Here is a 12557-nt window from a genome sequence, read left to right on the forward strand (position 1 = left end):
CCCCACCCCGTGCCGACGCCCGACCAGTCCGACCTTCTCCTGCCTGCCGAACCGGGACAGCGCGCGCTGGCCCGGGAGCTGTACGCCCTCGCGGCGGCGCAACCCATCATCTCGCCGCACGGGCACGTCGACCCGGCCCTGCTCGCCGAGGACAACCCCTTCCCGGACCCGGCGCGGCTGCTCATCGTCCCCGACCACTACCTGACCCGGATGCTGCTCAGTCAGGGCGTACCCCCGGCGGATCTGGGGGTGCCCACCCGCGACGGCAGCCCGGTGGAGACCGACGGGCGGGTGATCTGGCGGCGCTTCGCCGCGCACTGGCACCTGTTCCGGGGCACCCCGTCGCGACTCTGGCTGGAGCAGACCTTCCGCACCGTGTTCGGGGTGCGCACACCGTTCGGCCCGGCCACCGCCGACGCCGTGTACGACGAGATCGCGGCCCGGCTCGCCGAGCCGGAGTTCCGGCCCCGGGCGCTGTTCGAGCGGTTCGGCATCGAGGTGCTCGCCACCACCGAGTCACCGCTGGACGACCTCGGCCGGCACGCCAAGCTCGCCGCCGACGGGTGGGGCGGACCGGGCGGCCGGGTGGTCACCACGTTCCGCCCGGACGACGTGGTGGACATGGAGTTCGAGGGCTGGTCGACGAACCTGGACCGGCTCGGCGAGCGGGCCGGCGAGGACACCAGCACGTACACCGGTTATCTGGCCGCCCTGCGGGCGCGGAGGGCGGCGTTCGTCGCCGCCGGGGCCACCTCCTCCGACCACGGCCATCCCACCGCGCGCACGCTCGACCTCAGCCCGGCGGAGGCCGGGCGGCTGTACGACAGGGGCCGGCGCGGCGTGGCCGACCCCGCCGACGCGGAGGCGTTCCGGGCGCACATGCTCGTGGAGTTCGCCCGGATGTCGCTCGACGACGGCCTGGTGATGCAGCTGCACGCGGGCGCGGTGCGCAACCACAACCGCTGGCTGCACACCCGGCACGGCCGCGACGTCGGCGGCGACGTCCCGCAGGCCACCGAGTACGTGCACGCGCTCGCCCCGCTGCTGGAGCGCTACGGCAACGACAGTCGGCTGACCGTCGTGCTCTACACACTCGACGAGGACACCTTCACCCGCGAGCTGGCGCCCCTCGCGGGCGGGTACGCCGCGCTGCTGCTCGGCGCGCCCTGGTGGTTCCTGGACTCCCCGGAGGTGCTGCGCCGCTTCCGGGAGACCGTCACCGAGAGCGCCGGCTTCTACAACACCGCCGGGTTCGTCGACGACACCCGGGCGTTCTGCTCGATCCCGGTCCGCCACGACGTGGCCCGCCGGGTGGACGCCGGCTTCCTGGCCCGGTTGGTCGCCGAGCACCGGCTGCCCCTGGACGAGGCCGCCGAGACCATCGTCGACCTGGCGTACCGGCTGCCCAAGCGGGTCTTCAAGTTCGGAGGCGACAACCAGTGAGCGTCACCATCACCTCGGTCGAGGTGCACGACGTACGGTTCCCGACCGCGGCGCGGGGCGACGGCTCCGACGCGATCAACCGCGGCGACTACTCGGCGACGTACGTCGAGCTGGGCACCGACGCCGGGCCGGTCGGCGCGGGGTTCACCTTCACCAACGGCCGGGGCAACGAGATCACCTGCGCGGCGGTCCGGGCGCTGGCCCACCACGTGCGGGGACGGACGATCGAGGAGATCGTGGCCGAGCCGGTGGCGTTCTGGCGCTCGCTCAGCGCCGACGCACAGCTGCGCTGGCTGGGCCCGGAGAAGGGCGTCATCCACATGGCGACCGGCGCGCTGGTCAACGCGGTGTGGGACCTGCGGGCCACCCTCGCCGGCAAGCCGATGTGGCGCTTCCTCGCCGAGCTGCCCAGCGCCGAGCTGGTCGCCAGCGTCGACTTCCGGCACATCCGCGACGCGCTCACGCCGGACGAGGCGGTGACCATCCTCGACAAGGGACGTGACGGCCTGACCGACCGGTTGGCGACGCTCGAGCGCGACGGCTTCCCGTCGTACACCACCTCGGTCGGGTGGCTCGGCTACCCCGACGACAAGGTGCGGGCGCTGACCCGCCAGGCGTACGCCGACGGGTGGCGGGCGATGAAGATGAAGGTCGGCGGCCCGCTCGACGACGACCTGCGCCGGGCCCGGATCATCCGGTCCGAGATCGGCCCGGACGCGCTGCTGATGATGGACGCCAACCAGGTCTGGGACGTCGACGAGGCGATCACCGCGATGACCGTGTTGGCCGAGGTCGACCCGTACTGGATCGAGGAGCCCACGCACGCCGACGACATCCTCGGGCACGCCCGGATCGCGCGCGCGGTGGCCGGGGTGACCGGCGGCCGGTGCCGGGTGGCCACCGGTGAGGTGGCCGCCAACCGGGTCATCTTCAAGCAGTTGTTGCAGGCCGAGGCGATCGGGGTGATGCAGATCGACGCGTGCCGGGTCGGCGGCGTCAACGAGGTTCTCGCCGAGCTGCTGCTGGCGGCGAAGTTCGGGGTGCCGGTCTGCCCACACGCCGGCGGCGTCGGTCTCTGCGAGTACGTCCAGCACCTGGCGATCTTCGACTACCTGCGGGTCGGCACGAGCCTGGACGGCCGGATGATCGAATACGTCGACCATCTGCACGAGCACTTCGTCGACCCGGTGCGCACCCGCGACGGCCGCTACCTGCTGCCCGAGCGGCCCGGCTACAGCGCCACGATGAGGTCGGCGTCGATCGCCGAGTACCGGTTCCCGGACGGCCCGGCATGGCGGTGACCGTGAGCGCCGCCTCCCGGCTCGGCCTGGGCATGCTGCGCCGGCTGCCCGCCGACGCCCGTCCGCTGATCCGGCCGGGCACCGTGCCGACCGGCGTCGTACACCTCGGGTTGGGCGCCTTCCACCGGGCCCACCAGGCCGTCTACACCGAGGCGGCGGTCGGCGCGGCCGGCGGTGACTGGGGCATCGTCGGCGTCGCCCCGCGCAGCACCGCCGTCGTCGACGCGCTCGCCGCGCAGGACAACCTGTTCAGCGTCAGCACGCTCTGCGCCGACGGCAGCGCCACCCGGGTGGTGGGGGCGCTGAGCGGCGTCCGGCACGCCCCGCGCGACCCGGACGCCGTGGTGGCGCTGCTCGCCGATCCGGCCGTGCGGGTGGTGACCCTGACCGTCACCGAGAAGGCGTACCAGCTCGACCCGGTGACCGGCGAGCTGTCCCCGGACGCGGCGCTCGCCGCGGACCTGGCCGGCGGCGCGCCACCGCGCACGGTGCCGGGGTTGCTGCTGCGCGGGCTGGCCGCGCGGGCCGCCGCGGACGCCGGCCCGGTGGCGGTGGTGAGCTGCGACAACCTGCCGGCGAACGGCCGTCGGCTGCGCGGCATGCTGGACCAGGCGGTCGGCCGGGCCGGTCAGGTGCCCGCCGGGCTCGTCGACTGGGTGGCCGCCAACGTCACCTGCCCGGGGACCATGGTGGACCGGATCGTGCCGGCCAGCACCCCGGAGACGATCGAGGCGGCCCGCCGGGCGCTCGGGGTGACCGACCTGGCCGCGGTGGCCGCCGAACCGTACGCCCAGTGGGTGATCGAGGACGACTTCCCCGGCGGCCGGCCGGGCTGGGAACACGCCGGGGCGGTGCTCACCGACGACGCCGGCCCGTGGGAGCGGTTGAAGCTGCGCACCCTCAACGGGGTGCACTCGGCCATCGCGTACCTGGGGGCGTTGGCCGGCCGGGACACCATCGCCGACGCGCTGGAGATCCCGCACCTGGCGACCGTGCTGCGCCGCCTGATCGCCGAGGACGTGGCAGCCAGCTTCACCCCGCCGGACGGGGTGCGGGTGGTCGACTACGGCGAGCAGGCGCTCGCCCGGTTCGGCAACCCGGCGATGCGCCACCGTACCCTCCAGGTGGCGTTGGACGGTTCGCAGAAGTTGCCCCAGCGGGTGCTGCACACCATCACCGACCTGCGCGCGGGCGGCCGGTCCGCGCGCTGGGGCGCGCTGGTCGTGGCGTCCTGGTTGCGCTTCGCGCTGGGGTACGCCGACGACGGCCGGCCGTTGCCGTTGCAGGACCCCCTCGCCGGGCCGATCCGGGCCGCGCTGGAGCAGGGCGCGCAGACCCCGGCCGGCGCGGTCGACGCGGTGTTCGCGCTACGCGAGATCATCCCGGCGGAGGTGGCCGAGGACGAGGAGGTCCGGGCCGACGTCGTCGCCTGGTTGACGGCGCTGCAACGGCACGGCGTCGAGGCCACGTTGGCCGGTGCCCGGTGAGCGGGTCGACAGCGGCCGGCCTGCGGTGACCGGGGCGACCGCGCCGCCGCGGGTGGCGGTGATCGGCGCGAACGGGCACGGTCGCTGGCACCGGCGGGTGATCGCGCCGCTGCACGCCGCCGGCCGGGTGCGACTGGTCGCCCTGGTCGACGTACGCCCGGTGGAGGACGACCCGGCCGCGCCGGTGCCGCCCGGCGTCGAGGTGTTCACCGACCACCGGGCGATGCTCGCCGCCACCCGCCCGGACGTGGTGGTGATCTGCACGCCGCCGCACACCCACCTGACGATCGCCCGCGACGCCCTGGCCACCGGCGCCGACCTGCTGCTGGAGAAGCCGCCGGTGCTGTCGCTGGCCGAACACGAGGAGCTGACCTGGGCGCTGGCCGCCGCCGGCCGGGTGGCCCAGGTCGGCTTCCAGGCGCTCGGTTCGGCGGCGCTCACCGCGCTGACCGACGCGCTGGCCGCGGGCCGGCTCGGCACCGTCACCGCGATCACCACAGTGGCCGCCTGGCAGCGGCCGGACGCCTACTACGCCCGCTCCCCCTGGGCGGGGCGACGGAGTCTGCACGGCCGGCCGGTGCTGGACGGGGCACTGGCCAACCCGCTCGCGCACGCGGTGATGCAGTGCCTGGCCGTCGTCGAGGCGCTGGGCGGCGCGCCGCCCTGGCCGGTGTCGATCGACGTCGAGCGCTACCGGGTCCGGCCGATCGAGGTGGAGGACACGGCGGTGCTGCGGGTCCGCTTCCGGGCCGGCCCGCCAGTGCTGGTGGCGGTGACCCTCGCCGCCGAGGAGTTCGTCGCCGGTGAGGTCGTGGTGACCGGGACGACCGGGCAGGCGGTGCTGGAGTACCCGACCGACCGGCTGCGGCTGCCCGGGGACGTGGTGACCCGCCGGGTCCCGGGGCGGCAGGGACTGCTCGAGAACCTGCTCGCCCACCGGCAGGACCCGGGCGGCGTGCCGTTGCTCGCGCCGCTGGCCCGGACCGCGCCGTTCACCGCGCTACTGGACGCGCTGCGCTACGCGCCGGAGCCCCGGCTGATCGACGGCGACCTGGTGACCGCCGTGGGCACGGGCGGGGAACGGGTCCGTCACCTGCGGGGGGTCGTCGACGTGCTGCGTCGGGCGGCCGAGCGGGTCGCGCTGCCGAGCGAGCTGGCGGTGCCGTGGGCGGTCGCCGCCTACCGCGCCGAGGTGACCGAAACTCGCCGTCGGGTCGGCGACGCTAAGGCTCATCGATGCGGGGAAGATCGGCTATAAGTGACGCATGGACTTCCCACCGCACCTGGGCAGCATGCCGATGCACGCGATCACCGAGATCCACGGTGAGCCGGGGCTGCTGGAACGCTTCCGGCTGGAGGTCCAGCGGTTCGACGACGAGGCGCGGGCCCGGTTGACCGCCGCGCTCGATCTCGCCGCCGAGCTGCACCGCGACGATCGGCGGGTTCGCGAGCCGTACCTCAACCACCTGCTGCGGGTCGCGATCCGGCTGATGCACCACTATCAGGTGCGGGACGTGGACGTGGTCGTCGCCGGCCTGCTGCACGACGCGGTCGAGGACCACCCCGCCGAGTTGGCCGGCGACACCGACGGCGATCGCACCGACGCCGCGCTCGCCGTGCTGGCGGCGCGGTTCGGGCCGCGCGTCGCCAGGCTCGTCGCGGCCGTCACCAATCCGGTGTACGACCCGCGGCGCGACCGCAACGAGCAGTACCGGGAGCACCTGGCGGTCAGCCTGGAGCGGGAGCCCTGGGCGCGGGTGATCAAGGTGTCGGACTTCACCGACAACGGCGTGGGCGTGATCCACACGGTCGGTTCGAAGGTCGTCTCGTCGGCCCGCAAGTACCGACCGCTGGTGCCGCTGTTCCGGGAGTTGGTCGGCCGGCCGGACACTCCGCTGTCGGCGGAGGTGAAGCGGCACATCTTCGGCCAGCTCGACCTCGCCGAGGAGCGCTTCAGCGCCATCCTGGACGTGCCCGCCCCGAACTGACCCGTCCCCCGGATCACCCGACCGGGTTCCGTGACAGGTTCTCGGATTCGCGTCACATATCGGGCACTTACGGTGGGTTTGCGCCAAATGAGATCCGAGTCCCCTTCTTGGTTCATTTTCAGGGCGCCCCACCAATCGAGAGGACTCGGATGGCACGGCGGGCCTGTCCGGGGCGACCCTCGGCGGTGGCTTCGGCTTCTTCACCCGCTACCTCGGGATGGCCTGCGACAATCTGATCGGCGCGGGGATCGTCGTCGCGGCGGGCGCCGACGGCGCGAAGGTGCTCGAGGTGGACCAGTGGGACCACCCGGACCTGCTCTGTGCGCTTGGGGCGACGTCTACGCCGGTTTCCAGATCCCGAACGAGGACGAGCCCGCGAACTGGAAGTTCTTCTCCCAGTTCACCCGCGAGCCGTTCCTGGCGAAGGCGGTCAGCATCGTCCGCGGGTTCATGGAGAAGGCCCCCTCGCCCGACAGCAACTTCTTCACCCAGGCGTTCGGCAGGGGCGCGCAACAACAGGAGCCGTTCGGTGGCTCGGCCTTCCGCAACGTGCCGAACATCGGCACGGCCGAGTGGGAGACCGCCTACCGGGGACGCAGTGTCCCACGACTGCGCAGGATCAAGGCGAGGTACGACCCGCGCAACGTCTTCCAGTACGAGCAGAGCATCCCGCCCGCGACGGTCTGATCCGGCGAGGCCCGACAGAGGCACCCACCCCCCTTTGCTCTGCACCTGCGGAGGCACCGGCCACCGACGGTGACTGTCGCCTCCGTGGGTGCAGAGCAAAGGGGCCCAGGGAGGGGTTGGGGGTGGGGTGGTGGGCCGGTCCGCGCGGGGAGGGCGGGCCGGTCCACCGCCCAGGTCGGTGCGGAACAGCCCGAAGCGCCGTACCGCCTCGGCGAACGCCTTCAACGCCTCCAGCGCGTACAGCCTGGTCTGCCGCCTTCGGCGGGACGGGTTCAGGACGGCGGAGTGTCGCGCGAGACCACGCGCAACGGGTGCGGGGCGGTGGCGGCGAGATCGTCGAGCAGGGCGCGCAGCAGAGCCCGCTGGTCGGCCGGCTCGTCGGCGAGCAGCTGCCCGGCGTCGCTGACCAGCACTGTGAGCGGGCCGGCGTCCAGCCGGTCCCGGAGCACGTCGGCGAGGGCGTCCCAGGTGCCGCCCAGGTATTCCGGCAGCGCCAACGCCTCGGTCAACGCGGCGAACAGCGCGGCCCGGGTCCGGGTCGTCGCCCCGGCCAGCACCACCGCGCCGGTCCCACCCGCGTCATCGACCATCATGTGCCTCCCGGGCCGGCCGGCCACCCGTCGTTCAGAGCCGGTAGAAGTCGGTGTAGTGGTTGGGTGAGAACCAGGTGACCCCGGTGCTGCGGTTCACCACGATCCGGTACGCGTCGCGGGCCGCCCCCTGGGTGCGCGGGTAGACGTCGTACTCATAGTAGGTGGCGTTGGCGGGCAGTTGACCCTCGTAGTTGTAGAACCGGCCGCCGGCGAAGTTGGACAGGCCGCCGCTCCAGGAATACCACCCGCGGCTGGTCGGGAAGCCCTTGGCGGACCATCCCGAGCGGGCGGTACGCGCGTCGGCACAGCGGCTGATGGTGCACGAGCCGTAGACCGCCGCCGACGCCGGGTCGGTCAACCGGGGAGCCACCACGGACGGGCCGACCAGCGCGGCGGCGACCATGGCGACGAGCAGGGCGAGGGTGGTGGTACGCCGGCGGATCGCGCCGAGCGTGGCCAGCGGGGACACGAGGGTGGACACAGGCTGCCTCCAGACCATCCGATCCATCGATCCGAATCGTTGTCGGATCGGACCCAGTCTCACCGCTGCGGCCCGGCGGCGACACCCCTCGGCACCTCAACTGCTCCACAATGCTCGGTTAACCCCGGATGATCCGCTTCGGCGACGGCGTGGCTACGGGCATATCGGGCACTGGTTGTTAGCGTGGGACGCCGATCCGTGACCGTGGAGGGTGCCATGACGGACGCCCCCGACGGGAGGCCGACACCCGCGGACCAGTGGCGGCACCGGGGCATCCGCGGGCTGACCGTCGCCTGGGAGGTGAGTGTCCGCGGCTGGCGGTGGTGGGCGCGCAGCTGGGATCGGCTGGTCGCCGCGCTGCAGGACGAGGCGCCGGTCGGCGCCGGTGCCGCGCCGTCGCCGTCCGGTCCGCTCGTCGAACAACGCGACGCGCCCCGACTGATCGCCGTCCCCGCCCGGGGTTACGTGTACTCGTTCTACATCCGCGCCACCTTCGCCTGGTCGTCGCCGGCGAGCCTCCGATCCGAGGTGCTGAGCTGGTACGTGCAGTACTTCCAGGCCAACGCCGTCCAACGACTGACCCGCCTCGCGGCCGACGCCGCCCGCAACCTGCCGCCGCACCGGGCCGGGGACCTGGAGGTGGCGTTGCAGCAGGCGCTGGCCGAGGACCCAATGTGGCACTACCAGCGGGGCGAGGTCACCCTCACCTGCCGCCCCGACGCCGCCGTACGCCTCGACGAGCGGATCATGCCGGCCCTGCAACCGCACGTCGACCGGCTGGTGCAGCTCGAATACCAGTTCGAGGAGCAGATCCGCAGAGCCCGGTACGCCGAGGAGCTGTGCCGACGCTGGGTGGCCCTGCTCGGCGACGACGCCGACGACCAGGAGATAGCCGACGCCCGCGACCAACTCCTGACGGCGCAGAAGGAAGCCACCCGCTGGATCACCGACCTCCTCCACCGCCACGGCAACTCCGCCGCCAACCCCCCACCCACTCCCCCGCCCGCGCCGTCCCCCCGCCCCGCACCCCGCCCCTCGAGATCACTTGATGGTGAGTAGCGATCAACGCCCACAGACAGCTACAGAGCATCAAGTGATCATGGGCGTTGGCGGCGACTGGCGAGGATGGTCAGGGTCTCCTGGCGGACCTGGGCCGGATCGGCGATGAGACGGCGATGGCTGAAGCGCACGACGACGATGCCGGCGGTGGCGAGCAGCGCGTCGCGGCGGAGATCGATCTCGCGTTCGGCCGGGTCACCGTGGCTGGTCGCGCCGTCCAACTCGATGTTGACGCGTTCCGCCTCGGCGAACATGTCGAGGTAGATGGTCCGGGTGCCGACGCGTACCCGCGCCTGCCGGGCGAAGATCGGCATGCCCGGACCGGTGAAGACGTGATCGTGGCCCCAGATCTCCAGAGGGCTGCGGCAGCCAGCCGCAAGTCGAGCCACCAGCCGGCGTAGCGCCCAGCGGTCGGGCAACCTGGGCACCTCGTGGAGAGCGGCGACCAACCGCTGCGGGGTGGTACGCCGATCGTTGACCGCGCGGATGAGCACGCTCGGCCGGTCGCCCATCGGCAGCAGCGGCCAACAGTCCACCAGAGTCCGATCGAGTCGAGTGACACGTGACCCGCCTCGGATCACGACGTGTGGAGCCTCGGCCACGAAGCCGGCTCGGTGCCGCACGACGAGATGCGGCCAGGCACGCCGGCCCGAGTTGGCGGGCAGGTCGAGATGGACCGGCTCACCGGGTGGTTGACGCCGCAGGCCCCACACGTCGAGCGCGGTCAGGCGGCTGAGCGCGGCACGGTCACCTCCGTACGCCAGCGCGGCTCGGCGAGCCAGTTCCGGCTCCATCCGCGCGAGAACCGGCAGTTCGGGTGGGGTGCCCCGAAGGAGCGCGGTGTCGACGTACACCTCCGGCAGGACCCGGGCCAGCCGACCGGTTCGGCAGGCACCCTGGAGCGTCCAGGGCGGCGCCACGCTGAGCACCTCGTGCCGGGTGGCCAGGCCACCACGTCGATCGAGCAGGGCTCGCAGGCGCGCGTCCACCAGCCCACAGTGCCCCCGATCGCCGCTGGGGCGCGGGGCGCTGTGGACAGTGAACGCACCTGTGGACACCCACCCAGGCCGGCGTCGGTTGTGGTAAGGGGCCCGCGCCGGCTACGGCTCCCGCATCCAGGTCTTCGGGTCGGTCACGAAGACACCCTTGCCCTGCTGCCGCCGAATCACCCGCAGCGCTTCGAGTCGGACATAGGCCAGTTGGACAGTGCCGATGTTGAACCGGAGCTGCTGCTCGCGTGGCAACGAGTTCGGCTCATCCCCTGGTCGGGGCGGGCGCGTGTGCCCGTCCCGACCCACTCGCACTCCTCTGACCCAGCCCGGGAGGGATCGTCGTGGCTCAGGTGTATCGAGGTGGTCAGCCCCGTCCCGCCGGCTATCCGGCGCGGTTGACGCCGCACGAGGTGCGGACCCGCGAGTTCGCCGCGCGACGGCGCGGCGTCGACCTCGATGAGGTACGCGACTTCCAGGCCCGGGTGGCCGACGAGCTGGCCATGCTCAACGAGACGGTACGGCTGCTCAGCCAGGAGAACGATCGGATTCGACGGGCGCTGCGCGACTGGCAGACCATGCACGCGCGCCGGTGCTCGTCGGCGCAGGAGCAGGACCGAAATGCCGGCCACTGGTGACCGCGCGTGCTCACCGGGACGCGCCGCCCGGGGTGCCGTTCCCCGTTCACCGGCTGCCCGGCGCGGAGGCGGGACGGTCGAGCAGCGCCTGCCGCAACACCGCTGACTGCTCCACCGACCCGCCCCGCACGCCGAGACTCTGCCGGGCCGCCCGGTAGTAGCCGTCGCGGGCCTCGTTGACCCGCATCAACACCTCGGCGATGTCCGGCGGCGCGGGCACCACCCGTCGGGCGAGCCGTTCCACCTGCCAGACCCCGTCGCGCCAGGCTGCGGCGGCGGCGACCGTCGCCTCGTCGCCGAGCAGCAGCAGGTTCTCCCAGGCGATGGTGCGGCGGGCGTCCGCCTCGGCCAGCCGGGTCAGCCCCTCGTCGTGGTCGATGGGGTGGCTGTGCGATCCCGGTCGCAGGTCGGCCGTCATCCGTAACGCCACCGCGTGGCTCTCCTTCAGGGCGTGCGCGTAGTCGACGTACGCGTCGAGCCGCCGCTCGTCCCAGCGGACGTTCTGGCCGCGCCGCCACCGGGCGCGGTCGGCGAGGGATGTGGCGAGGATGGTGCCCAGGGTGCCGAGCAACACGCCGAGGAGTGCCGGAAGCTGCGTCAGAAGGGTCCCCACGCCGCCGAGATTGCCAGCACCGGGCAAGCGACGCCAAGGACGACTCAGCGCGTGACGCCGCTTCTGACGCCCAGCGCCGGCGGCTGCCCCGTCGACGCCCACATCTCCAACGCCTCCCGGTCCACGAGCGTGATGCCGAGTTGCCGCGCCAACCGCACGCCGTCGCCAGCGGTGAAGGAGCTGTTCGTCACGAGCAGGCAGATCTCGCCACGATGGATGTCCCGGCAGGTGCCGGCGAACCGCTGGATCGCGGCGCTGCCCACCCGGTTGCCGATGCTCTGCCGCTTGCACTGCACCACGACGCGTCGACCGTCGGGAGCCACTGCCAGAACGTCCGCTCCCCGGTCCCGGGCGCCCCCGCACACAGTGACGTCGCGGAAGCCGGACCCGATGAGGATGCGTGCGAACCACTGCTCGAACTCGGCCCCGCTCATCGTGTCGGTGACCGCGATCAACCTGTCCCGTTGGACCTGGTCGAACCGCTCGCGGGCGCGCTGCCGCGACACGAGGATCGCCACCGTGACCGCCCCGCCGACGACGAGGAGCACCACGAAACTGGACCAGTAGGGATGCCGCCGCACGACGTCGACGACCGTGCGCAGGAGCACGAAGCCGATGACCGCGCCCAGCGCCAGCAACCAGCCGTTGGCCGAGCTGCCGCCTGCGGACACCCGGCGGACCGTCGACCTACGGCGCACGCGTCCGGAGCGCCGCCTGCGGTAGTGCGCCCGCACCCGCGCGCCGTTCCTCCTGGTGTGCGCTCTGACGAACGGCACGAGTCGCCTCCCCGGTCGCGAAAGCCCAGTGTCGCGCCCCCGGTCAACACATCGGCCGATCGCGGTGGCCCAGCTCGCAGCGGCGTGCGCCGGCACCGCGTCAGGTCCGGCGGGCGGCGAGAATGGCCAGGGTTTCGCGGCGTACCTCGTCAGCCTCGTGCGTCAGGCGCCGGTGGGCGAAGCGAACTACAACGATTCCCATGGTCGCGAGCAGGGCGTCCCGCCGCAGGTCGATCTCGCGCCGACGTGGGTCGCCGTGGGTGGTGGCGCCGTCGAGTTCGATGTTGACCCGCTCGCGCTCGGCGAACATGTCGAGGTAAACCGTTCGACGCCCGACGGAGATCGGCACCTGCCGACGAAACCTCGGCATTCCGGCACCGACGAAGACGTGCTCGTGCCCCCAAATTTCCAGAGGGCTGCGGCAGCCGTCGGCGAGCCGGCTCAGCAGCGTTCGCAGAGCGGCGCGGTCCGTCAGCTTGGGCACCTTCTCCACGGCCTCGGT

Annotated in this window: 15 protein-coding genes; 8 read left to right on the forward strand and 7 right to left on the reverse strand. The window is 72.9% G+C overall.

Features of this window, described 5'->3' with window-relative positions:
* Positions 1–9 precede the first annotated feature (9 nt).
* From uxaC to O7634_RS26675, 6 genes are all read left to right on the forward strand, one after another.
* Entirely contained in the window at positions 10–1443 is a 1434-nt protein-coding gene (uxaC, locus tag O7634_RS26650; protein ID WP_278152867.1) for a glucuronate isomerase, read from the forward strand.
* On the forward strand, positions 1440–2744 hold the full coding sequence (locus O7634_RS26655) for an enolase C-terminal domain-like protein (RefSeq protein WP_278152868.1): 1305 nt from the start codon (positions 1440–1442) through the stop codon (positions 2742–2744). The genes uxaC and O7634_RS26655 overlap by 4 nt, the downstream gene beginning before the upstream one ends.
* Positions 2735–4231, forward strand: a complete 1497-nt coding sequence (locus O7634_RS26660; RefSeq protein ID WP_278152869.1) for a mannitol dehydrogenase family protein — start codon at positions 2735–2737, stop codon at positions 4229–4231. Before O7634_RS26655 ends, O7634_RS26660 begins: the two co-directional genes overlap by 10 nt.
* On the forward strand, positions 4221–5489 hold the full coding sequence (locus O7634_RS26665; protein ID WP_278152870.1) for a Gfo/Idh/MocA family oxidoreductase: 1269 nt from the start codon (positions 4221–4223) through the stop codon (positions 5487–5489). The genes O7634_RS26660 and O7634_RS26665 overlap by 11 nt, the downstream gene beginning before the upstream one ends.
* 7 nt (positions 5490–5496) lie before the next feature.
* The gene (locus O7634_RS26670; protein WP_278152871.1) at positions 5497–6219 is read left to right on the forward strand and encodes an HD domain-containing protein; all 723 of its coding nucleotides are present in this window, start codon (positions 5497–5499) and stop codon (positions 6217–6219) included.
* 297 nt (positions 6220–6516) lie between these two features.
* On the forward strand, positions 6517–6906 hold the full coding sequence (locus O7634_RS26675; RefSeq protein WP_278152872.1) for a BBE domain-containing protein: 390 nt from the start codon (positions 6517–6519) through the stop codon (positions 6904–6906).
* A gap of 272 nt (positions 6907–7178) precedes the next feature.
* Here O7634_RS26675 and O7634_RS26680 read toward each other — a convergent pair whose 3' ends face one another.
* Together O7634_RS26680 and O7634_RS26685 are read right to left on the reverse strand one after the other, a co-directional pair.
* The gene (locus tag O7634_RS26680) at positions 7179–7499 is read right to left on the reverse strand and encodes a barstar family protein (protein WP_278152873.1); all 321 of its coding nucleotides are present in this window, start codon (positions 7497–7499) and stop codon (positions 7179–7181) included.
* A gap of 31 nt (positions 7500–7530) precedes the next feature.
* Entirely contained in the window at positions 7531–7902 is a 372-nt protein-coding gene (locus O7634_RS26685) for a ribonuclease domain-containing protein (RefSeq protein ID WP_278154088.1), read from the reverse strand.
* Between the two features lie 294 nt (positions 7903–8196).
* Here O7634_RS26685 and O7634_RS26690 point away from each other — a divergent pair, with 294 nt between their 5' ends.
* Entirely contained in the window at positions 8197–9039 is an 843-nt protein-coding gene (locus O7634_RS26690; RefSeq protein ID WP_278152874.1) for a hypothetical protein, read from the forward strand.
* A gap of 38 nt (positions 9040–9077) precedes the next feature.
* Here O7634_RS26690 and O7634_RS26695 read toward each other — a convergent pair whose 3' ends face one another.
* Positions 9078–10028, reverse strand: coding sequence for a DUF559 domain-containing protein (locus O7634_RS26695; protein ID WP_278152875.1), 951 nt, complete (start codon positions 10026–10028; stop codon positions 9078–9080).
* A 111-nt stretch (positions 10029–10139) separates the two neighbouring features.
* The gene (locus O7634_RS26700) at positions 10140–10283 is read right to left on the reverse strand and encodes a hypothetical protein (protein ID WP_278152876.1); all 144 of its coding nucleotides are present in this window, start codon (positions 10281–10283) and stop codon (positions 10140–10142) included.
* A 143-nt stretch (positions 10284–10426) separates the two neighbouring features.
* Between O7634_RS26700 and O7634_RS26705 the strand changes: the two genes are divergently transcribed.
* Positions 10427–10666, forward strand: a complete 240-nt coding sequence (locus O7634_RS26705) for a DivIVA domain-containing protein (RefSeq protein WP_347404317.1) — start codon at positions 10427–10429, stop codon at positions 10664–10666.
* A 46-nt stretch (positions 10667–10712) separates the two neighbouring features.
* Here the strand turns inward: O7634_RS26705 and O7634_RS26710 are convergent, their stop codons facing one another.
* The 3 genes from O7634_RS26710 to O7634_RS26720 form a co-directional block, all read right to left on the reverse strand.
* Positions 10713–11279 carry a hypothetical protein gene (locus tag O7634_RS26710; protein ID WP_278152878.1) on the reverse strand — a complete coding sequence of 189 codons (567 nt, stop codon included), beginning with the start codon at positions 11277–11279 and terminating at the stop codon, positions 10713–10715.
* Between the two features lie 44 nt (positions 11280–11323).
* The gene (locus O7634_RS26715; RefSeq protein WP_278152879.1) at positions 11324–12055 is read right to left on the reverse strand and encodes a restriction endonuclease; all 732 of its coding nucleotides are present in this window, start codon (positions 12053–12055) and stop codon (positions 11324–11326) included.
* A 100-nt stretch (positions 12056–12155) separates the two neighbouring features.
* Positions 12156–12548 carry a DUF559 domain-containing protein gene (locus O7634_RS26720; RefSeq protein WP_278152880.1) on the reverse strand — a complete coding sequence of 131 codons (393 nt, stop codon included), beginning with the start codon at positions 12546–12548 and terminating at the stop codon, positions 12156–12158.
* Positions 12549–12557 lie beyond the last annotated feature (9 nt).

Origin of the sequence: Micromonospora sp. WMMD1120 (assembly GCF_029626235.1) — a bacterium.
Classification (GTDB): Bacteria; Actinomycetota; Actinomycetes; order Mycobacteriales; family Micromonosporaceae; genus Micromonospora.

Excerpts from the sequence above, each read along its gene's own strand:
- O7634_RS26660 (WP_278152869.1), top strand. The coding sequence starts at position 2,735 with ATGGCGGTGACCGTGAGCGCCGCCTCCCGGCTCGGCCTGGGCATGCTG.
- O7634_RS26670 (WP_278152871.1), top strand. The coding sequence starts at position 5,497 with ATGGACTTCCCACCGCACCTGGGCAGCATGCCGATGCACGCGATCACC.
- O7634_RS26680 (WP_278152873.1), bottom strand. The coding sequence starts at position 7,499 with ATGATGGTCGATGACGCGGGTGGGACCGGCGCGGTGGTGCTGGCCGGG.
- O7634_RS26685 (WP_278154088.1), bottom strand. The coding sequence starts at position 7,902 with ATGGTCGCCGCCGCGCTGGTCGGCCCGTCCGTGGTGGCTCCCCGGTTG.
- O7634_RS26690 (WP_278152874.1), top strand. The coding sequence starts at position 8,197 with ATGACGGACGCCCCCGACGGGAGGCCGACACCCGCGGACCAGTGGCGG.